Annotated in this window: 16 protein-coding genes and 1 tRNA gene; 6 read left to right on the plus strand and 11 right to left on the minus strand. The window is 66.7% G+C overall.

The window, feature by feature from the left end:
• Positions 1 to 16: 16 nt before the first annotated feature.
• The 4 genes from pyrC (at position 17) to AC07X4_RS05135 (ending at position 4,683) form a co-directional block, all read left to right on the plus strand.
• Positions 17 to 1,057, plus strand: coding sequence for a dihydroorotase (gene pyrC / locus AC07X4_RS05120; protein WP_108499027.1), 1,041 nt, complete (start codon positions 17 to 19; stop codon positions 1,055 to 1,057).
• Positions 1,042 to 1,815: a DUF3025 domain-containing protein gene (locus tag AC07X4_RS05125; RefSeq protein ID WP_099731249.1), complete on the plus strand. Its 774-nt coding sequence runs from the start codon at positions 1,042 to 1,044 to the stop codon at positions 1,813 to 1,815. Before pyrC ends, AC07X4_RS05125 begins: the two co-directional genes overlap by 16 nt.
• Before the next feature lie 185 nt (positions 1,816 to 2,000).
• Positions 2,001 to 2,879, plus strand: a complete 879-nt coding sequence (gene htpX, locus AC07X4_RS05130; protein ID WP_056745306.1) for a protease HtpX — start codon at positions 2,001 to 2,003, stop codon at positions 2,877 to 2,879.
• Positions 2,880 to 3,108: 229 nt separating this feature from the next.
• Entirely contained in the window at positions 3,109 to 4,683 is a 1,575-nt protein-coding gene (locus AC07X4_RS05135; RefSeq protein ID WP_494739445.1) for a methyl-accepting chemotaxis protein, read from the plus strand.
• A gap of 182 nt (positions 4,684 to 4,865) precedes the next feature.
• On the opposite strand, the gene AC07X4_RS05140 is transcribed toward AC07X4_RS05135, so the two are convergent.
• The gene (locus tag AC07X4_RS05140; protein ID WP_121941963.1) at positions 4,866 to 5,930 is read right to left on the minus strand and encodes a GlxA family transcriptional regulator; all 1,065 of its coding nucleotides are present in this window, start codon (positions 5,928 to 5,930) and stop codon (positions 4,866 to 4,868) included.
• Between the two features lie 122 nt (positions 5,931 to 6,052).
• Between AC07X4_RS05140 and AC07X4_RS05145 the strand changes: the two genes are divergently transcribed.
• Positions 6,053 to 7,396 carry an amidohydrolase gene (locus tag AC07X4_RS05145; protein WP_056059323.1) on the plus strand — a complete coding sequence of 448 codons (1,344 nt, stop codon included), beginning with the start codon at positions 6,053 to 6,055 and terminating at the stop codon, positions 7,394 to 7,396.
• 34 nt (positions 7,397 to 7,430) lie between these two features.
• Here AC07X4_RS05145 and AC07X4_RS05150 read toward each other — a convergent pair whose 3' ends face one another.
• The 10 genes from AC07X4_RS05150 to AC07X4_RS05195 form a co-directional block, all read right to left on the minus strand.
• A complete protein-coding gene (locus tag AC07X4_RS05150) occupies positions 7,431 to 9,149 on the minus strand; it encodes an NAD(P)/FAD-dependent oxidoreductase (RefSeq protein ID WP_494739446.1) in 1,719 nt (572 codons plus the stop codon).
• A 189-nt stretch (positions 9,150 to 9,338) separates the two neighbouring features.
• Positions 9,339 to 10,406: a putative bifunctional lysylphosphatidylglycerol flippase/synthetase gene (locus AC07X4_RS05155; RefSeq protein ID WP_494739447.1), complete on the minus strand. Its 1,068-nt coding sequence runs from the start codon at positions 10,404 to 10,406 to the stop codon at positions 9,339 to 9,341.
• Between the two features lie 17 nt (positions 10,407 to 10,423).
• A complete protein-coding gene (gene clsB, locus AC07X4_RS05160; protein WP_494739448.1) occupies positions 10,424 to 11,662 on the minus strand; it encodes a cardiolipin synthase ClsB in 1,239 nt (412 codons plus the stop codon).
• Positions 11,659 to 12,432, minus strand: coding sequence for an endonuclease/exonuclease/phosphatase family protein (locus AC07X4_RS05165; RefSeq protein WP_494739449.1), 774 nt, complete (start codon positions 12,430 to 12,432; stop codon positions 11,659 to 11,661). Before AC07X4_RS05165 ends, clsB begins: the two co-directional genes overlap by 4 nt.
• A gap of 185 nt (positions 12,433 to 12,617) precedes the next feature.
• Positions 12,618 to 13,535: a cysteine synthase A gene (cysK, locus tag AC07X4_RS05170; RefSeq protein ID WP_056059308.1), complete on the minus strand. Its 918-nt coding sequence runs from the start codon at positions 13,533 to 13,535 to the stop codon at positions 12,618 to 12,620.
• Positions 13,536 to 13,660: 125 nt separating this feature from the next.
• Positions 13,661 to 14,728, minus strand: a complete 1,068-nt coding sequence (gene rtcA, locus AC07X4_RS05175) for an RNA 3'-terminal phosphate cyclase (protein ID WP_494739450.1) — start codon at positions 14,726 to 14,728, stop codon at positions 13,661 to 13,663.
• A complete protein-coding gene (locus AC07X4_RS05180) occupies positions 14,725 to 15,948 on the minus strand; it encodes an RtcB family protein (RefSeq protein ID WP_494739451.1) in 1,224 nt (407 codons plus the stop codon). Before AC07X4_RS05180 ends, rtcA begins: the two co-directional genes overlap by 4 nt.
• A 54-nt stretch (positions 15,949 to 16,002) precedes the next feature.
• Positions 16,003 to 16,815 (minus strand): hypothetical protein, encoded by an 813-nt coding sequence (locus tag AC07X4_RS05185; RefSeq protein ID WP_494739452.1) that lies wholly within the window; start codon positions 16,813 to 16,815, stop codon positions 16,003 to 16,005.
• Between the two features lie 9 nt (positions 16,816 to 16,824).
• Positions 16,825 to 17,958 carry a slipin family protein gene (locus AC07X4_RS05190; RefSeq protein ID WP_494739480.1) on the minus strand — a complete coding sequence of 378 codons (1,134 nt, stop codon included), beginning with the start codon at positions 17,956 to 17,958 and terminating at the stop codon, positions 16,825 to 16,827.
• 296 nt (positions 17,959 to 18,254) lie between these two features.
• A tRNA-OTHER gene (locus AC07X4_RS05195) sits at positions 18,255 to 18,327 on the minus strand.
• 344 nt (positions 18,328 to 18,671) lie between these two features.
• Here AC07X4_RS05195 and rtcR point away from each other — a divergent pair.
• On the plus strand, positions 18,672 to 20,306 hold the full coding sequence (rtcR, locus tag AC07X4_RS05200) for an RNA repair transcriptional activator RtcR (protein WP_494739453.1): 1,635 nt from the start codon (positions 18,672 to 18,674) through the stop codon (positions 20,304 to 20,306).
• Positions 20,307 to 20,309: the final 3 nt, after the last annotated feature.

A 20,309-nucleotide genomic window follows, 5' to 3' on the forward strand; every position in this document is an offset into this window, starting at 1 on the left:
TGGGACAATGACGCCCATGACTGCAGCCCCCCAAACCCTCACCATCACCCGCCCCGACGACTGGCACCTGCATGTGCGCGACGGCGAGCCCCTGCACACCGTCGTGCCCCACACCGCCGCCCAGTTCGGGCGCGCGATCATCATGCCCAACCTGCGCCCACCGGTCACCACGGCCGAGCAGGCCCTGGCCTACAAGCAGCGCATCCTGGCCGCCGTGCCCGCAGGCATGCGCTTTGAGCCGCTGATGACGCTGTACCTCACCGACAACCTCCCGCCCGAAGAAATCGTGCGTGCCAAGGCCGCAGGCGTGGTGGCCTGCAAGCTCTACCCCGCAGGCGCCACCACCAACAGCGACGCGGGCGTGACCGACCTGCGCAAGACCTACAAGACACTGGAAGCCATGCAGAAGGCCGGCATGCTTCTGCTGGTGCACGGCGAAGTGACCAGCAGCGACATTGACCTGTTCGACCGCGAGGCCGTGTTCATCGAGCAGCAGCTCATCCCGCTGCGCCGCGACTTCCCCGAGCTGAAGATCGTCTTCGAGCACATCACCACCAAGGACGCGGCCGACTACGTGGCCAGCGCCGACCGCTTCACCGCCGCCACCATCACCGCGCACCACCTGCTGTACAACCGCAACGCCATCTTCATCGGCGGTGTGCGCCCCCATTACTACTGCCTGCCAGTGCTCAAGCGCGAGACCCATCGCGTGGCCCTGGTGCAGGCCGCCACCAGCGGCAGCAGCAAGTTCTTTTTGGGCACCGACAGTGCACCGCACCCGGCGCACCTCAAGGAGCACGCCACCGGCTGCGCGGGCTGCTACACCGCCCACGCGGCCATCGAGATGTATGCCGAGGCGTTCGACAACGCGGGTGCGCTCGACCAGCTCGAAGGCTTCGCCAGCTTCCACGGCCCGGACTTCTACAGCCTGCCGCGCAACACCACCACCATCACCCTGCGCCGCGAGTCGTGGACACCGCCCGACAGCTTTGCGTTTGGCGAGGCCGAACTCAAGCCCCTGCGCGCCGGTGAAGCCCTGCCGTGGCGGCTGGTGTAAGTCCGCCCTTCGACGCCATCGACTGGAGCGCCCCCTGGCTGGCGCCGTGGCGCGGCCTGGGCCAACCCCTGGCCCGGCAGCTGCTGCAGGATGACCCATCGGTGCACCAGGCATTGCAGACCGCAGCGCCGCAGGGTGCTCCCGTGGTTTTTGTGCCCCAGTCCGCACTGCCCGAAGGCACCGCCTACGAGCAGTACATCTGGGACACCCGCCGCGTGCCCACGCGCGACAACCTGCACGACTTTTTCAACGGCCTGGTGTGGTTGCGGTTTCCGCACACCAAGCGGCGCCTGAACCAGCTGCAGGCCCAGGCCATCGCCGCCGATGGCGTGCAGGCCGTGCGCGGACCGCTGCGCGATGCACTCACGGTGTTTGATGAAAACGGCGCACTGCTGCAGGCGCCGGATGCCCTATGGGATGCGCTCCGGGCGAGGGACTGGCAGCGCCTGTTCATCGACCTGCGCCCGCTGTGGGGCCAGGCCCGGCTGGTGCTGTTCGGGCACGCACTGCTCGAAAAGCTGGTTTTTCCGCGAAAACCCATGGTGGCGCACGTATTTCATGCGCCGGCAGCTATTGATTCCATAGCGGAGGTGGATGCGTGGCTGGCAGGGCAGGTGGAGGCCTCGGCATGGTCCAGCAAGCCCTTCACGCCGCTGCCCGTGCTGGGCGTGCCCGGCTGGTGGCCGGCCAATGCAGCGCCGGGCTTCTATGCCGATGCGCAGGTGTTCCGGCCCTTGCGGGCCGCGGCGGTTTCGTAATTCCCGCCAAGGCTTGTGTGATAAGGCCCCAGCCGGGGTTTGCACCTACCATAGCGCGATGAAATCGCGGCCATGGGGGCTGCCACGGCCTCGCCGCCTGGAGACTGGCGCTTGAAGCGGCGCCCCCGGCCCCCATCTGAGCCAGCAAACACTCGTTGTTGTTTACCCCACGGAGAAACCATTCCATGAAGCGGATCCTTTTGTTTGTGATGACCAACCTGGCCGTCGTTGTCGTGCTGGGGGTGGTGGCCAGCCTGCTGGGCGTGAACCGCTACCTCACGGCCAACGGGCTCAACCTGGGCGCGCTGCTGGGCTTCGCGCTCATCATGGGTTTTGGCGGCGCGATCATCTCGCTGCTCATCAGCAAACCCATGGCCAAGTGGACCTCGGGTGTGCGCGTGATCGACGGCTCCGGCTCGCCCGACGAGCGCTGGATCGTCGAGACCGTGCGCAAGTTCGCCGACCAGGCCCAGATCGGCATGCCCGAAGTCGGCATCTTTGAAGGCGACCCCAATGCGTTTGCCACGGGCGCGTTCAAGAACTCCGCCCTGGTGGCGGTGTCCACCGGCCTGCTGCAGGGCATGACCCGCGACGAGGTCGAGGCCGTGATCGGCCACGAAGTGGCCCACATCGCCAACGGCGACATGGTGACCATGACGCTGATCCAGGGTGTGATGAACACCTTTGTGGTGTTCCTGTCGCGCGTCATCGGCTACGCGGTGGACAGCTTCCTGCGCAAGAACGACGAGAACAGCTCGGGCCCCGGCATCGGCTACTACGTGACCACCATCGTGCTCGACATCGTGCTGGGCTTTGTGGCCGCGATGATCGTGGCCTGGTTCAGCCGCCAGCGCGAGTTCCGCGCCGACGCGGGCGCTGCCCAGCTGATGGGCCGCCGCCAGCCCATGATCAACGCGCTGGCCCGCCTGGGTGGCATGCACCCCGGCGAGCTGCCCAAGAGCGTGGCGGCCATGGGCATCGCCGGTGGCATTGGCAAGCTGTTCAGCACCCACCCGCCCATCGAAGAGCGCATTGCTGCGCTGCAAAACGCACAGCAGCAATAAACCGAACCGCCTCAGGCGCAACGCCTGATCGGCCCCGAAGGCCGCCACAGTCTTGCACTGTGGCGGCCTTTTTGTTGGTGCGTGGCGGCTGTTGCTTTGGCGCTCCGGCAGGGTGTGGCCTGTTGTGGGCCGGCTCAAGGACTTGTAACCTTTTGTCGATACATTCCCAACGCCTGCCACCCCCAGCGGCAGTCCCGCGTTGCCCCATTCACCCTCACGAGAGCCTCCCATGTCCATCTCCCACGCACGTGTTGCTGTCCGCCTGGCCCTGGCTTTTGGGGTGGTCTGCCTCGTCATGTCCCTGTCGGCGGCGGTGGGCATCTGGCGGCTGGCCGGGCTGCAGGACATTGCGGACGACCTGGGCGGTGCGTCGTCCGAGCGCGCGCTGCTGGCGCGGGAGCTGCACGCCATCGTGGTGCTCAGCTCCGCCCGCGCCGAAACGCTGCTGGAGATCGACAACAACCCCGACTACGCGGCGCGCATCGACGCCGACCGTAAGACCACCTCGGCCCGCTCGTCCGAAGTCCGCAAGCGCCTGGACGAGCTGGCGGCAGACCCGGAATCCCAGGCGTTGTTCGATGCCATCGACAAGGCGGGCAACGGTTTTCGCACGGTGCGGGACGACCTCGTCAAGCGCCGCAAGGCGGGCGAGGCCTTGCCGCCCGACGCCATTGCCAAGCAGCTGCGTCCTGCGGCAGACGCCTACGCCGCAGCCGTGGACAAGCTGGCCGAATACCAGCGCCAGCGTGTGGCCGAAGCGCGTGCCGCTGCCGCCCGCAGCGAAAGCCAGGGCATCACGCTGCTGGCGGCGGGCTCGTTGGTGGGCTTGCTGCTGAGCCTGGCCTGCGCCTGGCTGCTATCGCGCTCCATCCTGCAGCCCCTGGCCCATGCGTCCGAGGTGACCGACCGCATTGCCGAAGGCGACCTCACTTCCCCCGTGCCCGCGCCGCAGGCGGGCAACCGCGACGAGCTGCAGGCCCTGCTGGCGCGCCTGGGGGGCATGCAGGCGCGGCTGGCCGAGCTGGTGGTGGGAATGCGCCAGGCCAGCACCTCGGTGGCCGGTGCCAGCAGCGAGATCGCGGCAGGCAACAGCGACCTGTCGGCCCGCACCGAGCAGACCGCATCCAACCTCGAAGAGATCGCCGCCAGCATGGAGGAGCTGCTGGCCACGGTGCGCCACAGCGCCGACGCGGCAGCGCAGGCCAGCACCCTGGCCACTGGCGCCAGCAGCGTTGCCCAGCGCGGGCGTGAGGCGGTGGACCGCGTGGTGGGCACCATGGACGGCATTGCGCTGTCGTCGCGCCGCATTGCCGACATCACCAGCGTGATCGATGGCATTGCGTTCCAGACCAACATCCTCGCGCTGAATGCGGCCGTGGAGGCAGCCCGTGCTGGCGAACAAGGGCGGGGCTTTGCGGTGGTGGCGAGCGAAGTGCGCAGCCTGGCGCAGCGTTCCGCCACGGCGGCCAAGGAGATCGGGGGGCTGATCAGCGACAGCGTGCGGCAGGTGGACGAGGGCACCCAGCTGGTCCACGCGGCAGGCGGCACCATGGGCGAGATCGTGAACTCGGTGCAGCAGGTGGCCACCATCATTGGCGAGATCAGCACTGCGGCGCGCGAGCAGACCACGGGCCTGAGCCAGGTGGGTGAGGCGGTTTCGCAGCTCGACCAGATGACGCAGCAGAACGCCGCACTGGTGGAAGAATCCTCCGCCGCCGCGCAGGGCCTGCGGGTGCAGGCGCAGCAGCTGGCCGAGCTGGTGGAGGCGTTCCGCCTGCCTTCGGGCAGCGCGCTGCCTCGCTAGTGTGCTATCCCGCAAATAACTGCACATGAAGTCGCGTCCTCACCCCCAGGGCTGCGTTGCAAATCCTCGCGATAGCTACGGCTATCACTGCGGTTTGCGCCTTGCCCTGGGCGCGATGCCATCGATTTCATTTCGTGCAGCTATTTGCGGGACAGCACACTAGGCGAGAGTACACCGGGCTTTCACGTCAGATCCACCCGCCAGCGCCTGCGCGGCGCGCGCAGTGCATGGCGCTTGCGGTACTCGGCCGGTGCCATGCCGGTGTAGCGCACAAAGATGCGCCGGAACGCCGCCGGGTCGGCATAGCCGCAGGCCGTGGCAATGCTGGGCACGCTCTCCAGCGTCACCTCCAGCAGCACCTTGGCGCGTGCGCAGCGCAGGCTGTGCAGGTGGTCCAGCGGCGACTGCGACAGCTCCAGCTGAAAGTGCCGCAGCAAAGTGCGCGGGCTCACCGCCGCCGCCTCAGCCAGCCGGGCCAGCGAATAGGGCTCGTCCAGATGGGTCTCCATCCAGGCCATGGCGCGGGCCAGGGTGCTGTCGCGCGTCGCTGGGATGTGCTGCTGCGCGTTGGCCTGCAGCGCAGCCCGGGCGCGTTCGTGGTCGGGCCGCAGCACGCTGGCGCAGGTCTGGGCCAGCGCGTCGCCCAGTGCGTGGCGCACCAGGGCGATGGCCATTTCTCCCAGGCTGTGGGGCAGCGCACAGCTGAGCCAGGGGCCGTCGTCGGTCAGGTCGTGGCCTGCATCGAGGTCGATGTCGGGAAAGTCGCGCTCAAACCCGGCCAGGTAGAACCACGGCAGGCCGCAGCGGCGGCCCTGCAGGCGCCCGCTCTGCGCCGCCAGCCAGGCCCCGTTGCCGACGGTGAGCACCTTGTGCCCGGCATCCAGCGCAATGCCGATCTGGCGCGAGAGGGCGCGGTGGCGCGACGCCACGCTGCGGATGGCGGGGATGTCGGCGGCGTGGAAGGAGGGGATGAACCAGGCGAATGCCGGCCCCTCGGCAGGTGCCGCCGTGGGCTGCGTGTAGGCCGCCAGCGGGCCCGGCTGGTGCGCCAGCGGCTGGCCTTGGGCGTCCAGCAGCCGCCAGGCCAGACGGGGCGAGCCAGCGCCGCCCCGCAAGCCGGCCAGCAGATTGGCGCTGCGCAAGAGGTCGATGAACTGCAGTGCGTTGCCCACCGCCGATTCGGGCAGCAGCGGGATGTCGATGCGAAAAACCGGCGCCGTCGCAGAGGGGACAGAAGAACGGGGCATGGCGATATTGGCTCTGTGGATGGCCATTTTCGCTTGTCTGCAGCGTGGGGTGGGCTCTTAGCATGAACGTGCGTTTTTTGCCGCGTTCCTTTTTGTTTTCACTTCCTGCACGGATCTGTCTCATGCACAAACCCCTCTCTGCCATCTCGCTGGCCACCGGCCTGCTTCTCAGCGGGCTGACGTTCGCATCGTCCGCCCAGGCCCAGGCCCTGGACGCCGCCGGCCTGCAGGCCATCGATGCCGCCGTGACGGCCGTGGCGCCCAAGATGGTCAACTGGCGCCGTGACATCCATGCCCACCCCGAACTCTCGGGCCAGGAAGTGCGCACGGCCAAGCTCGTGGCCGAGCACCTGAAGAAGCTGGGCATGGACGTGCAGACCGGCGTGGGCGGCACCGGCGTGGTGGGCACGCTCAAGGGTGGCCTGCCCGGCAAGGTGGTGGCCCTGCGCGCTGACATGGATGCCCTGCCCGTGCCCGAGAACACCGGCCTGCCGTTTGCGAGCAAGGCCAAGGCCAACTACCTGGGCAAGGAAGTGCCCGTGATGCACGCCTGCGGCCATGACGCCCACACCGCCATGCTGATGGGCGCGGCCGAGGTGCTGGCGGGCATGAAGGCGCAGCTGCCGGGCACGATCAAGTTCATCTTCCAGCCCGCCGAAGAGGGCGCGCCCGTGGAGCCCGACGCCAACGGCAAGGTGCCCAGCTTCGGCGCCAAGGCCATGATCGAAGCCGGTGCGCTCAAGGACGTGCAGGCCATCTATGGGCTGCACATCACCTCCAACCTGCCTGGCGGCGTGGTGGGCTACCGCAGCGGCCCGCTGATGGCCGGGTCTGACAACATCACCATCCATGTGGAAGGGCGTGGCGGCCATGGCTCGTCGCCGTGGGCCACCATCGACCCCATCGTGGCCGCCAGCCAGGTGGTGATGGGCCTGCAGACCGTGGTGAGCCGCCAGCTCAATATCAGCCAGGAGCCGGCGGTGGTCACCATCGGCCAGATCCAGGGCGGCACCCGCTACAACATCATCCCCGACAAGGTGGAGATGATGGGCACGCTGCGCACCTTTGACGAAGACATGCGCCAGGAAGCGCTCAAGCGCATCACCACCACGGCCGAGTCGATTGCCGCCGCCAGCGGTGCCAAGGCCAGCGTGCGTTTTGGCCCCGTGGCCTACCCCGTGACCACCAACCCCGCGCCGCTCACGCAGGCCTCGCTGCCCGCGCTGAACCTGGCCATGGGCGGCAAGACCATGGTGATCCCGAAGGTGGCAGGGTCGGAGGACTTCTCGGAGTTCCAGAAGGTCGTGCCGGGCTTCTTCTACTTCCTGGGTGCGCCACCCAAGGGCAAGGATTTTGCCAAGGCCCCGCCCAATCACTCTGCGCTGTTCGACATCGACGAAGACCAGTTGCCCGTGGGCGCCCGCTCGCTGGCGGCGCTGGCCGTGGACTTTTTGCAGCGCAAGTAAGCGGTGCCACGGGCCGGCACCGTCAGGAGGCAGGTCAGCCCGTTGCGCCCAGCAGGCTCCGGGCGACGGCCTCGCCGACCTTGATGCCATCCACGCCGGCGGACAGAATGCCGCCCGCGTAGCTGGCGCCTTCGCCCGCCGGGTACAGACCCGGCGTGTTCAGGCTTTGCAAGTTGTCGCCACGGCCAATCTTGAGCGGCGACGAGGTGCGCGTCTCCACACCCGTCAGCACCGCGTCGTGCATGTCAAAGCCCTTGATCTTGCGGCCGAACACGGGCAGTGCCTCGCGCAGCGCCTCGATGGCGTAGCCGGGCAGGGCGGCGTGCAGGTCGCCCAGGGCCACGCCGGGCTTGTACGAGGGCTCCACGCTGCCCAGCTGGGTCGAAGGCTTGCCCGCAATGAACTCGCCCACCAGCTGACCCGGTGCGCTGTAGTCGCGCCCGCCCAGCACAAACGCATTCGATTCGAGCTGGCGCTGCAGCACGCTGCCCGACAGGGGGTGGAACTGCCCGGCGGGCAGGGCCTCCACGCCGTAGGTCTGGCCCAGGTGGGTTTCAAACGCCTGCGCGTCCTGCGGGTAGTCGCGGGGGTCGATGCCCACCACCATGCCCGCATTGGCATTGCGCTCGTTGCGCGAATACTGGCTCATGCCGTTGGTCACCACGCGGTGGGGTTCGCTGGTAGCGGCCACCACCGTGCCACCGGGGCACATGCAAAAGCTGTACACCGCGCGGCCGTTGGCAGCGTGGTGCACCAGCTTGTAGTCGGCTGCGCCCAGCAGCGGGTGGCCGGCGTGTCGGCCCCAGCGGGCGCGGTCGATCACGCCCTGTGGGTGCTCGATGCGAAAACCGATGGAAAACGGCTTGGCCTCCATGGCCACGCCGCGCTGGTACAGCATGGCAAATGTGTCGCGCGAGCTGTGGCCCAGCGCCATCACCACGTGGTCGGCACGCAGATCGGTGGTCTCGCCCGTGGCCTGGTTGAGCACCTTCAGGCCGCGCAGGTGGCGCGCACCGCCTGTGCCTTCGATGACCACATCCGTCACGCGCTGCTCAAAGCGGATCTCGCCGCCCAGCGCAATGATCTGCTCGCGCAGGTTTTCCACCACCTTCACCAGCTTGAAGGTACCGATGTGCGGGTGGGCGACATACAGGATTTCTTCGGGCGCACCAGCTTTGACGAACTCGTTCATCACCTTGCGGCCCAGGTGGCGCGGGTCCTTGATCTGGCTGTAGAGCTTGCCGTCGCTGAACGTGCCGGCGCCGCCCTCGCCAAACTGCACGTTGCTTTCGGCATGCAGCTCGCGCTTGCGCCACAGGCCCCAGGTGTCCTTGGTTCGCTCGCGCACGGTCTTGCCGCGCTCCAGCACGATGGGCTTGAAGCCCATCTGCGCCAGCACCAGCGCAGCAAAGATGCCGCAGGGGCCAAAGCCCACCACCAACGGGCGCAAGGGCAGCTCGGCAGGCGCCTGGCCCACGGGGTGCCAGGCCATGTCGGGCGTGGGCTGGATGTGCGGGTTGCCAGCGAACTTTGCGAGCAGCGCGGCTTCGCGCTCAGGCTGGGCCAGCGTGATGTCCACGATGTAGACCGCCAGCAGGTCGGCCTTGCGCGCGTCAAAGCTGCGCTTGAAGACGTGCAGGTGGGCAATGTCGGCGTCAGCCAGGCCCAGGATTTGGGCGGCAGCGGCGCGCAGGGGCGCCTCGGGGGCTTCGGCCACGGTGAACGGCAGCCGGATTTCGGAGAGTCGGATCATGGTCTTGCGGGCCCGTGTCGATCGGGCGAAAAGCAATGGCGTGGGGCCGGGATGATACGGGGTCCGCGCAGCGGGCGGAACCCCTGTCGGACCGAGTTACCGGGGTATCGGGCGGCAAGGCTATGAAAAAATAATAGCAATAAAGTCAATATGCACTAGCGCATCTGGCACTTTTGGCTGAAATTCTGACTACGGAGTGCGTTGCATGCCTTGCGCAGGCCCCTGGCGCCAGCGCAGCTCGGTCACACCCAGTGCCATGGCGGCCAGTACCAACGGCCCAAAGTAGTACAGCGCCCGGTAGGCCAGCAGTGCCGCCAGCACCTGTTCTTGCCCCAATGCGTCGGTGGCCAGCAGCGCCACGCCCACGGCCTCCAGCACACCCAGGCCTGCAGGCACGCGCAGCACCAGCCCGGCCACGGCCCCCAGCAGCACGGTGGCCAGGGCGGCGGGGTAGGCCACCTGGTGTTGCAGCACCGTCCACAGTGCGGCGCCCATCAGCATCCAGTTGGTGGCCGATGCCGCGATTTGCCACAGTGCCACGGGCCAGTGCGGCAGCGGAAACGCATGGCCGCGCAGCGTGAGCGCGCGGCCCCTGCGCACCGCGCACAGTGCCAGGTAGGCCAGCGGCAGGCCGCCCAGTACCGTGCCGCCCAAGTGCCATTGCCAGGGCGCTACCGTCCACCCGGCCAATGCCGGTGGCTGCCACAGCCATGACAGCACGCCTGCCAGCATCAGGTAGCCCACCCAGTTGGTCACGATGCTGGTGCCCACCACCTGGCCGATGGTGCCGGGGTCCACACCGCGCCGGTCGTACAGCCGGTAGCGCACGCCCACGCCGCCAATCAGCGAGCCCAGGTTGAGCGTGAACGGATAGCTCGTCATGGCAATCGCCAGCGTGGTGCCGCGCGTCAGGCGGTGGCCGCTGCAATGACGCCCCACCCAGTCAAAGCTGCCGTAGGTGAAGTGGCTCAGCAGCGCCAGCGCGCCGCCCAGCGCCAGTGCGGTGGTGGGCAGGTCGCGCAGCGCCTGCAGCACGGCGGGCCAGTCCACCGTGCGTGCCTGCCGAAAAATCAGCCCGGCCACCACCGCAAAGAAGGCGAGGGCGAGCCCCCGTGTGAGCCAGGGCCACCAGGCTTGCTGCGGCCAACGCCGCCAGCCGCTGGTGGTGTTGCGGTTGCTGCTTCTGCGGGATGGCGCCTGCAGGGCGTCGGTGGCGCCGCCCGCCTGGGTGTCCGCGTGCAGCGTAGGGGTGGCCATGGTGGGCGCCTGCCAGTTCAGGTGGCGGGGCTGCCAGTGGGCTCTGCCGCACCCGCCCCTGGGTTGGCGAGCGTGATCTGGGGCTCGTGCCGGGGCAACCAACCTGCCCATGCGGGGAACCAGCGCAGCAAGTGGAAAACCGCATAGCTGCGCAGCAGGCGCAGGCCGTTCCAGCGGCTGGGGGCTGTGGCTTCCACCTGCTTGCAGCTGTGCTCCATCAGGTGCGACAGGCGGCGGTGCAGGTGGGCGTTGAAGGCACGGTCCTGGATGATCACGTTGGCCTCGAGGTTCAGCGACAGGCTCAGCGGGTCAAGGTTGCTGGAGCCCACGGTGGACCAGTCTTCGTCCACCAGCGCCACCTTGCCGTGCAGCGGGCGGTCGCAGTATTCGTACACCCGCACGCCTGCGCGCTGCAGGTGGTCGTACAGCAGGCTGGCTGCCGTCTTCACGATCGGCATGTCGGGCTGGCCTTGCAGGATGATGCGCACATCCACCCCCCGTTTCGCGGCGCGCCGCATCTCGCGGATGAACCGGTAGCCCGGGAAGAAGTAGGCGTTGGCAATCACCACCCGGCTGCGCGCTGCGCGCAGGGCCACGCGGTAGTGGCGCTCGATATCGTTGGTGTGCTGCTGGTTGTCGCGTGTCACGAACATCGCGTGCGCCGTGCCCGCGTGCGGGCGCCCGGTGATGCCTGCGGCCTGGTGGCGCTTGCGGTCCTGGCGGCTGAGCACGGCCTCGCGGGTGAAGTGGTGCATCTGCGCCACGATCGGGCCGCGCACCTGCACGGCATAGTCCTGCTTGGCTTCGGGGCCAAAGTCGGCCACATGGTCGGCCGAGTAGTTGATGCCACCAATGAACCCCAGGTGCCCGTCCACCACCACGATCTTGCGATGCATGCGGCGCAGCAGGTTCAGCCGCTGGCCCAGGAAACGGCGGCCCGGGTCAAAGATGCGAAAGTGCACGCCAGCCTCCACCAGGCTGCCGACAAACTGGTCCGACAGATCGGGCGAGCCAAAGCCGTCCACCAGCACATGCACCTCCACGCCCCGCCGCGCGGCCGCCAGCAAAGCGGCGTGCAGCTGTTGGCCGATCTTGTCCTCGAACAGGATGAAGGTTTCCAGCATGACCTCGCGCCGGGCTTCGGCAATGGCCTGGAACACGCGGGGAAAGAACTCCTCGCCGTTTTCGAGCAACTCGAAATGGTTGCCGGGCACCCAGCGGGACGAGCGTGGCGCGCGGAAGGTAGGGCGTTTCATAGCAGGATCTCCGCAGCCAGGGGCGCATGGTCCGAGAGCTTGTCCCAGGGTTTCTTGGGCAGTGCCAGTGGCGAGTGAACCGTCGCGTTGCGCACGTAAATGCGGTCCAGCGCCAGCAGCGGCATCGCCGCCGGAAACGTGCGCACCGCCCGGCCAAAGGCCTGCACAAACACTTCCTGCAATCCCGCCTCGTGCTGAAGCACCCGGTGGGCACGGTGGCGCCAGTCGTTGAAGTCGCCCGCCAGCACCACGGGCTCGTGGGCGGGAAAGCTGTTGACCAGGTCGCACACGCGGCGCAGCTGGTGCTGCCGGTGCGACTCCTGCAGGCCCAGGTGCACACACACGGCATGCACCGGCAGGTGGTGCCCGGGAGGCTGCAGCACGCAGTGCAGCATGCCGCGCCGTTCGGGCCCGCTCACCGAGATGTCGTGGTTCTCGTAATGCGTGATCGGAAACTTGGACAACAACGCATTGCCGTGGTCGCCGTTGTCATACACCGCATTGCGGCCGTAGGCGTATTGCGACCATATGGTGTCGGCCAGAAACTCGTAGTGCGGCACCTGCGGAAAGTTGGCGAACCGGCTGGCGTGCCGGTGGTGTGTGCCCAGCACTTCCTGCAAGAACACCAGGTCGGCCGCCACCTCGCGCACGGCCTCGCGCAGCTCGTGCAGCATGAAGCGCCGGTTGAAGGTGGTGAAGCCCTTGTGCACGTTCACGGTGAGCACCTTGAACGCAATAGGCTGGGAGTCTGTCGCGGAGTTCGGGGCCATGGGCAGTTGCAATCGTTGGGGGGGGCTCCGGCGAAATCACCGCAGAGGTGGGCCGGTGCGAACACTGATTGTTCTGGCCTGCGTGCCCCGCCGCTGTAGGACGGCTGGCCGTGGCTTTGTGCTGCGCAGCCCAAAAAAAGGGCCCCGAAGGGCCCTGGTGTGAGTGCGCTGCGTGCTGGCGGCCATCAGGCCGGCAGGAAACCTTCCACCGACAGGTAGCGCTCGCCCGTGTCGTAGTTGAAGCCCAGCACCTTGGCGCCTGCGGGCAGCTCGGGCAGCTTCTGGGCAATGGCGGCCAAGGTGGCGCCGGACGAGATGCCCACCAGGATGCCCTCTTCGCGCGCAGAGCGGCGGGCGTATTCGCGGGCCGGTTCGGCATCGACCTGGATCACGCCGTCGAGCAGGCTGGTGTCGAGGTTCTTGGGGATGAACCCCGCGCCAATGCCCTGGATGGGGTGGGGCGACGGCGCGCCGCCCGAGATCACTGGCGAGGCCGTGGGCTCCACCGCAAACACCTTGAGTTGGGGGAACTTGGCTTTGAGCACCCGCGCCACGCCCGTGATGTGACCACCCGTGCCCACCCCCGTGATCAGCACATCAATGCCGTCGGGGAAATCTGCCAGGATCTCCTGCGCCGTGGTGCGCACATGGATGTCGATGTTGGCGGGGTTCTCGAACTGCTGCGGAATCCACGAGCCGGGCGTCTGCGCCTGCAGCTCTTGCGCGCGGGCGATGGCGCCCTTCATGCCTTTTTCGCGCGGGGTCAGGTCGAACTGCGCGCCATAGGCCAGCATCAGGCGGCGGCGTTCGATGCTCATGCTGTCGGGCATCACGAGGACGAGCTTGTAGCCCTTGACGGCCGCCACCAGCGCCAGGCCAATGCCGGTGTTGCCCGAGGTGGGCTCGATGATGGTGCCGCCGGGCTTGAGCGCGCCCGATTTCTCGGCGTCTTCCACCATGGCCAGCGCAATGCGGTCTTTGATGGAGCCGCCGGGGTTGCTGCGCTCCGACTTCACCCACACATTGGCGCCAGGGCCGAACAGGCGGTTGATGCGCACGTGGGGCGTGTTGCCAATGGTCTGAAGAATGTTATCAACTTTCATGGCGTCTCCTGTGAGGTGTCGGATGGGTCAAAGGGAAGGGGTGTGGTGCGCATTCTGAACCACTTGTTCTACGGCCCTGGTCATATGGATATAGCCAGGGTATGGGTCCATGCCGCGCTGGCCCTTCAGGGCACGGGAGATATCTCAACGCGCATTGCATCCTCTGAGGGGGCGATCTGAACCTGAACCGGCAAGCCTAGCGCGATGGTCTGCGCATTGGTAACCGTGTGCTGCGTTACCTTGGTGCAGGTGTAGCGCGCGGCCTGCCCACTGCGCCACACAGACAGGGCCAGCGGCAGCATCCACTGGTCCGCCAGGTGCGGGCCCAGCGCGCCGGTGCTGCGCTGGTAGGCGCGCACCTCGTCCACCAGCCGCTTGGCCACCTGCTCGGCCGACAGGCTGCGCTCGCCCAACTGGCAAAACACCTCGGTCACCTGCGCATACTCCAGCGTGGCGATCAGCGCATTGCCCGGGCCCTCGTTCTGGCGTGTGGATGGCTGGCGCAGTTGGCCGGCCTCGAACGTCCAACCCATGCGCTGGCCCAGCGCCTCCAGCTCCCGCGTGGCAATGTGGCGCGCCAGGCCGGGTGCCAGTGCCTCGCCCCAGCCGTTTTGCAATGGGCCGCGCTCCAGCACATCCACCGGCGCCAGCGGCTGCGTGGTGGTGGTGGCGGGCGTGATGTGCGCCACCAGCTCGCCGCCCCCGGCGGGGTAGAAGCCCCGCCGCTGCAGTTGCAACTCCAGCCCCACCCCCATCCGCCGCACCAGCGGCGCAAAGGCGCGTTCCAGAAAATCAAACGGCGGCGCCATCGGGTTGTGCGTGCCACCCGACAGCTCGACCTTGCTCGGACCATCGGCCAGCATCAGCGCGGGCAGCACCGTCTGCAGCACCAGCAGGCAACTGCCTGCGGTGGCAATCTGAAAACGGTAGTCGCCCGCACGCACCACGCCGGGTGTGAACACCAGCGTTTGCGAATTCAGCTCCGCGCCTTCGGCCTGCCCACCGCACACGGCCACCGCCGCTTGCACACAGGCCAGGTGCTGGCGCATCAGCCCCGGCTTGGGACGCCCCGCACGGATGCGCGTGATGTGCAGCGGGCGGCCGGTGACCATGGACAGGGCCAGGCCGGTGCGCAGGATCTGGCCGCCGCCTTCGCCGGTGGAGCCGTCTAAGTCCAGTTGCTGCACGTTCATCCCTTCACGCACACGACTTGCTTGAGCGTGTACACCACCTCCACCAGGTCTTCCTGCGCCGCCATCACCGCGTCGATGTCCTTGTACGCCATCGGAATCTCGTCGATCACATCCGCGTCCTTGCGGCATTCCACGCCCTCGGTGGCCTTGATCTGGTCTTCGACCGTGAACAGCTTCTTGGCCTTGGTGCGGCTCATGGTGCGGCCTGCGCCGTGGCTGCAGCTGTTGAAGCTCTCGGGGTTACCCTTTCCGCGCACGATGAAGCTCTTGGCCCCCATGCTCCCAGGGATGATCCCCAGCTTGCCTTGCTCGGCACTCACCGCGCCCTTGCGGGTCACGAACACGTCTTGCCCGAAGTGCGTTTCGCGCTGCACATAGTTGTGGTGGCAGTTCACGGCTTCCACGTGCGTCTCGAATGGCTTGGTGATCACCTTGCGCAGCGCGGCAATCACGCGGCCCATCATCACCTCGCGGTTGGCGGCGGCAAACTTTTGCGCCCACCCCACGGCCTTCACGTAGTCGCCGAAGTACTGCGCGCCTTCCTCGAAGTACGCCAGGTCCTTGTCCGGCAGGTTGCGCTGGTTCATCTCGGCGTCCTTCTTGGCCAGCTCGATGAAGTGGGTGCCGATGGCGTTCCCCACCCCGCGCGAGCCCGAGTGCAGCATCACCCACACGGACTGGTGTTCGTCCAGGCAGATCTCGATGAAGTGGTTACCCGTTCCCAGCGTTCCCAGGTGCTTGTAGTTGTTGGTGTTCTTGATGCGCGGGTGCGCCTCGCAAATTTCCTCGAACTCATCCACCAGCCCCGCCCAGGCGCGATCGGTTTCAGCGGGCGGCGTATCCCAGCTTCCCTTGTCGCGGCCGAAGCGCTTGGGCGTCATGCCCACAGGCACGGCGCGCTCGATGGCGGCTCGCACGCCGGACAGGTTGTCGGGCAGGTCGCTTGCCGTGAGCGTGGTCTTGCACGCCATCATTCCGCAACCCAGGTCCACCCCCACCGCGGCGGGGATGATGGCCTTGAGGGTGGGCACCACCGAGCCGATGGTGGCGCCGATTCCCAGGTGCACGTCGGGCATCACCGCCACGTGCTTGAACACGATGGGCAGGCGCGCGATGTTGCGCAGCTGGTTCTTCGCGTCTTCCTCTACAGGCACGCCGTTCGTCCACATCTTCACGGGAACGCCGTTTGGGATTTCGAGTTGTTCGTAGTTATTGGTCATGGTTCTTTTCTCGTTGTTTCTTTGTTGTGTTGTTCGTTTTTTGGGCGACGGGCGTTATGCAGTCATCGCGTCAAAGACTGCGCTGATCCGCTCCGGGAGCGGGTAGCGCTGATGGTCCACGGCCCCCGCTGGCAACCAGGAACTGGTGGGGCCTGCATCCACCAGGCGCATGAGCTTTTCCGCCCAACGTGCCTTGGTGGCGGGCCTGTTCAGCCATTCCTCCATGGTGCGTTTGTATTCGGCCTGGTCGGCGGCAAACGCATTGCCCATCTGGTTGGCATTCCACACATAGTCCCAATAGCACGCGTCCACAAAGTTCAGGGTCGATGTGTCGCTGCCGCTATCGAGCCAGTGCTGTAGCAATGGCTCCAGCGGCACGCGGGCATAGGCCCACATGAGCAAGATGGTGAAGGCGTTATCCCCCTGGAAAAGCGAATCGTTGCCCGCAGGCCATTGCTCCAAGCCTTGTGCAAAGTACGCCAGCGCAAAGCCCTGCAGCGCAGCCTGTTCTGTCGCTGAAAAGGAGCCGGGCTCGCACCGCCCCAAGCGGTCCAGGTACAGCTCGGTGGAGTGGTGCAACCGGGCGCCTTCGGCCAGCAGTTCCAGCAGCCGTGGGGCCAGGTATTTGATTTCATCCGCAGGCTGCACCTGGCTCTTGGCCGAATCGTTGTATTGGTAGAAGTGCTTCTCGGTCAGTTGGGGCAGCGGCAGGTGGCTCATTTGCAGTGCCAGGTCAGCATCCATGCAGCAGGCAGTGCAGACATCCAGGGTGCCCACCTCTGGTGCGCTGTATTGGGCAAACGCCTGGTAGACCGCCTGTATGGCTGCTTCCAGCGGTGTGGTTACAGGTGTCGGTTGCTTCTTCATAGCGTTCTTTCATCTCATTTTCACCAGGCCGTTCAGCACCTGGTCCAGGCCGCCGAACACCGAGATTTTGTCGATGCGCTCAGCCACCCGTTCCAGGGTCTCCAGCTCTTTCATGCGCAGGGCGACGGGGTTGTCCTCCATCACCTTGGCGGTGTTGAGCAGCGAGCGCGTGGCGGCGGTTTCCTCGCGGCGGCGGATTACGTTGGCCTCGGCCTGCTTCTGCGCCTGCACCACCTGGGTCAGGATGGTCTTCATCTCGCCCGGCAGCACGATGTCCTTCACGCCCACGCTTTCCAGCTGCATGCCGTAGGGCAGCAGCTTGGCGGCCATGTGTGCGCTCACCACGTCGTCGATCACCGTCTTGTTCTCCAGCAGCTCATCGAGCGTGCGGGTGCCCACGGCGGCGCGCAGCGCAAACTGCAGCTCGCGGTACAGGTGGTCGGCAGGCTTTTGCAACTGGGCAAAGGCGCGCAGCACATCGGTGTAGCGGTAGGTGGCGCACAGGTTCAGACGCAGGCTTACCTTGTCGCGGGTCATGATGTCCTGGCCCGATACCTCCACGGCTTGCAGGCGCAAATCCACCATCTCCACGGCCACGGTGCGGCCGTACTTCCAGAAGGCGTAGGTGCCTGCGGTCAGCAGGCGCTCGACCTTGCCGTCCACCGTCAGCAGGCCGCACTGGCCCTCGGGCACCTGCACTTGCAGCACACCGGCCAATCCGGTCACGCTGCGCTGGCGCAGCTGGGTTTGCGTCAATCGCGCCACCAGTGCGGCGGGCAGTTCAGGGCCTGCTTGCAGGTCCACCACGTGCACGCTCACATCCACCAAGCCTTTCCAATAAAGACGGCGGGTGCCAGGGGGCAGGATCTCGACCAGCACGCCGTTTTCGCTGCGCAGGCCCACTTCGGTTTCCGACAGGCTCACCTGCACAAACTCGGCTGCCACCACGGCGGGTTCTTGCGCCATCAGGTACTCGGCCAGGCCGTGGGTGAAGGCGGGTTGTTCGAGGGCGAAGGTTTCCACGCGCAGCGCGTCGGTGCCCGCAAACAGCCAGTAGGTGCCGCTGCGCAGCACGCGGTCAAAGCTGCCATTGCGCAGCAGCAGGGCGCGTTCGTTCTTCTTGACGGTGGCGCGTTGGAACATCTTCGTCAGCATCTCTTTTTCCTCTCTCTTCTTCGTTGTCGTATCGGGTTGCCGTTACAGCGATGGCGGGGTGCCAGGGGGTGCAGCCTGGGCCGTGCAGTGCGCCGTGGTGGCTGCCGCCATCCCCAGCGGGAATGGCGGCAGCGCGGCTGGCTGCGGGCGCGGGCTGTGCCGGGTGCTGGCACAAGCCGCCACCGGCTGACGGGGTGAATCCCTTGCGGTCGCTGCGCAACCTCGGGGCCTCTCCCCGCGTTCGGCGGGTGGTCTTTCGACCGGTACTTCCAAACAAGGTCTTGCGACCGTGGGCAGGAATCGAACCTGCGACAACCGCCTTTCGGCGGGGCTCTACCAGACTGAGCTACCAGTGGTGGCACGCCTGGAGTCGAACCAGACACTTCCTTTCGGAGTGGTCACCACGACCGTGCCGCTACCCAGCGTTGGCGATGTGCGGCATGCAGAACATCAACAGAACCCGAAGGCCCCGGACGCCCTGCACCGGTGGGGCGAACATTTGTCCTAACCCCAGCCTGTGAGCGGTCACCGCTTGCGCTGGATGCTTCTTCTATTGCCAGATGTGTGCCAGCTTGTGGTGAGTGGTATTCAACTTGCCCAAGCTGTTGATTTGTATGGTGATATTTTTGTTTTTACGAAATTGGTGTGGTGTGCGTTTGTCGGAATAATTAGAATGAAAGCTAGTTAAATAGACAAAATAAATGCGCAAAAACAAGGTGGTCATGGGGTTCCTTGGCACCCAGCTCGACTCCGGCCGGGGCGCCGGGCGGTGGGAGAAGTGGCGCCCCACCGTATCGCTGGTGCAGCATGAGGACGTGGTGATCGAGCGGCTGGAGCTGCTCTACACACCACCGCACCGCGAGCTGGCCCACCAGGTGCGCACGGACATGGCGACTGCCTCGCCCGAGACCACGGTGAACCTGGTGCCGCTGCCCATTGCCGACCCGTGGGACTTTGGCGAGGTCTATGCCCAGCTGTACGACTGGACGCAGGCCTACCGCTTTGACACCGAGCGCGAGGAGTACTGGACGCACATCACCACCGGCACGCACGTCGCGCAGATCTGCCTGTTCCTGCTGGTGGAGTCGCGCCGCATTCCGGGTGTGCTGGTGCAGACCTCTCCGCCCAAGCGCCAGCAGATGGGCAACCCTGGCAGCTACACGCTGATCGACCTGGACCTCTCGCGCTACGACGTGATCGCGCAGCGCTTCGGCGCGGAGCAGCAGGATGCGGTGCAGTTCCTCAAAAGCGGCATTGCCACGCGCAATGCGCGCTTCAACGCGCTGATCGACGAGGTGGAGCGGGTGGCGGTGCGCTCGCGCGCACCCATCCTGTTCACCGGGCCCACGGGCGCAGGCAAGTCACACCTAGCGCGGCGCATGTATGAGCTGAAAAAATCCCGTCACCAGGTCGAGGGCGAGTTTGTGGAAGTGAACTGCGCCACGCTGCATGGCGACGGTGCGGCGTCCACGCTGTTCGGCCACAAGAAAGGTGCGTTCACCGGCGCTGCGGCCGACCGTGCGGGCCTGCTGCGCACGGCGCACAAGGGCGTCCTGTTTCTGGACGAGATTGGTGAGCTGGGCCCGGACGAGCAGGCCATGCTGCTCAAGGCCGTTGAGGAAAAACGCTTCTACCCCCTGGGCAGCGACCGCGAGGTGGAGAGCGACTTTCAACTGGTAGCTGGCACCAACCGTGACCTGCGCACCGAGGTGGCGGCAGGGCGCTTTCGTGAGGACCTGTTTGCGCGTATCAACCTCTGGAGCTATGTGCTGCCGGGCCTGGCCCAGCGGCCCGAGGACATCGAGCCCAATGTGGACCACCTGCTGCAGCGAGCGGGCGAAGAGCTGGGCCGCAGCGTGCGCTTTTCCAACGAGGCGCGCGCTGTCTACCTGCGCTATGCCCAGTCGCCTGAAGCGCTGTGGACTGGCAACTTCCGCGACCTCTCGGCCAGTGTCACGCGCCTGGCCACTCTGGCTGATAGCGGCCGCATCGGCCTGCCGCTGGTGGAGGCCGAGATCGCCCGCCTGCGCTGGCTGTGGCAGCCCGCGAGCGATGCGCGCCATGGTCTGGTTCCCGCCGCAGGCGCGGTGGGGCGCGACGAACTCGCGGCTTTGCTGGGTGACGAGGTGGTGGAGTCCATGGACCTCTTCGACCAGTTGCAATTGGCCGCCGTGCTGCAAGTCTGCCGCCAGTCGCGCACCTTGTCGGACGCGGGGCGCCAGTTGTTCCAGGCCTCGCGCACGCAGCGCACCGTGGTCAACGATGCGGACCGGCTGCGCAAGTACCTGGCGCGGTTTGGACTGGATTGGGAGCGGGCATCGGGTGCTGGGCGATAATCT

The sequence above is a fragment of the Acidovorax sp. GW460-11-11-14-LB4 genome, assembly GCF_059423685.1.

What these genes read in the sequence shown, in the direction of transcription:
- pyrC (WP_108499027.1), top strand. Translation starts at nt 17, where the DNA reads ATGACTGCAGCCCCCCAAACCCTCACCATCACCCGCCCCGACGACTGG.
- htpX (WP_056745306.1), top strand. Translation starts at nt 2,001, where the DNA reads ATGAAGCGGATCCTTTTGTTTGTGATGACCAACCTGGCCGTCGTTGTC.
- AC07X4_RS05135 (WP_494739445.1), top strand. Translation starts at nt 3,109, where the DNA reads ATGTCCATCTCCCACGCACGTGTTGCTGTCCGCCTGGCCCTGGCTTTT.
- AC07X4_RS05140 (WP_121941963.1), bottom strand. Translation starts at nt 5,930, where the DNA reads ATGCCCCGTTCTTCTGTCCCCTCTGCGACGGCGCCGGTTTTTCGCATC.
- AC07X4_RS05145 (WP_056059323.1), top strand. Translation starts at nt 6,053, where the DNA reads ATGCACAAACCCCTCTCTGCCATCTCGCTGGCCACCGGCCTGCTTCTC.
- AC07X4_RS05150 (WP_494739446.1), bottom strand. Translation starts at nt 9,149, where the DNA reads ATGATCCGACTCTCCGAAATCCGGCTGCCGTTCACCGTGGCCGAAGCC.
- AC07X4_RS05155 (WP_494739447.1), bottom strand. Translation starts at nt 10,406, where the DNA reads ATGGCCACCCCTACGCTGCACGCGGACACCCAGGCGGGCGGCGCCACC.
- clsB (WP_494739448.1), bottom strand. Translation starts at nt 11,662, where the DNA reads ATGAAACGCCCTACCTTCCGCGCGCCACGCTCGTCCCGCTGGGTGCCC.
- AC07X4_RS05165 (WP_494739449.1), bottom strand. Translation starts at nt 12,432, where the DNA reads ATGGCCCCGAACTCCGCGACAGACTCCCAGCCTATTGCGTTCAAGGTG.
- cysK (WP_056059308.1), bottom strand. Translation starts at nt 13,535, where the DNA reads ATGAAAGTTGATAACATTCTTCAGACCATTGGCAACACGCCCCACGTG.
- rtcA (WP_494739450.1), bottom strand. Translation starts at nt 14,728, where the DNA reads ATGAACGTGCAGCAACTGGACTTAGACGGCTCCACCGGCGAAGGCGGC.
- AC07X4_RS05180 (WP_494739451.1), bottom strand. Translation starts at nt 15,948, where the DNA reads ATGACCAATAACTACGAACAACTCGAAATCCCAAACGGCGTTCCCGTG.
- AC07X4_RS05185 (WP_494739452.1), bottom strand. Translation starts at nt 16,815, where the DNA reads ATGAAGAAGCAACCGACACCTGTAACCACACCGCTGGAAGCAGCCATA.
- AC07X4_RS05190 (WP_494739480.1), bottom strand. Translation starts at nt 17,958, where the DNA reads ATGTTCCAACGCGCCACCGTCAAGAAGAACGAACGCGCCCTGCTGCTG.
- rtcR (WP_494739453.1), top strand. Translation starts at nt 18,672, where the DNA reads ATGCGCAAAAACAAGGTGGTCATGGGGTTCCTTGGCACCCAGCTCGAC.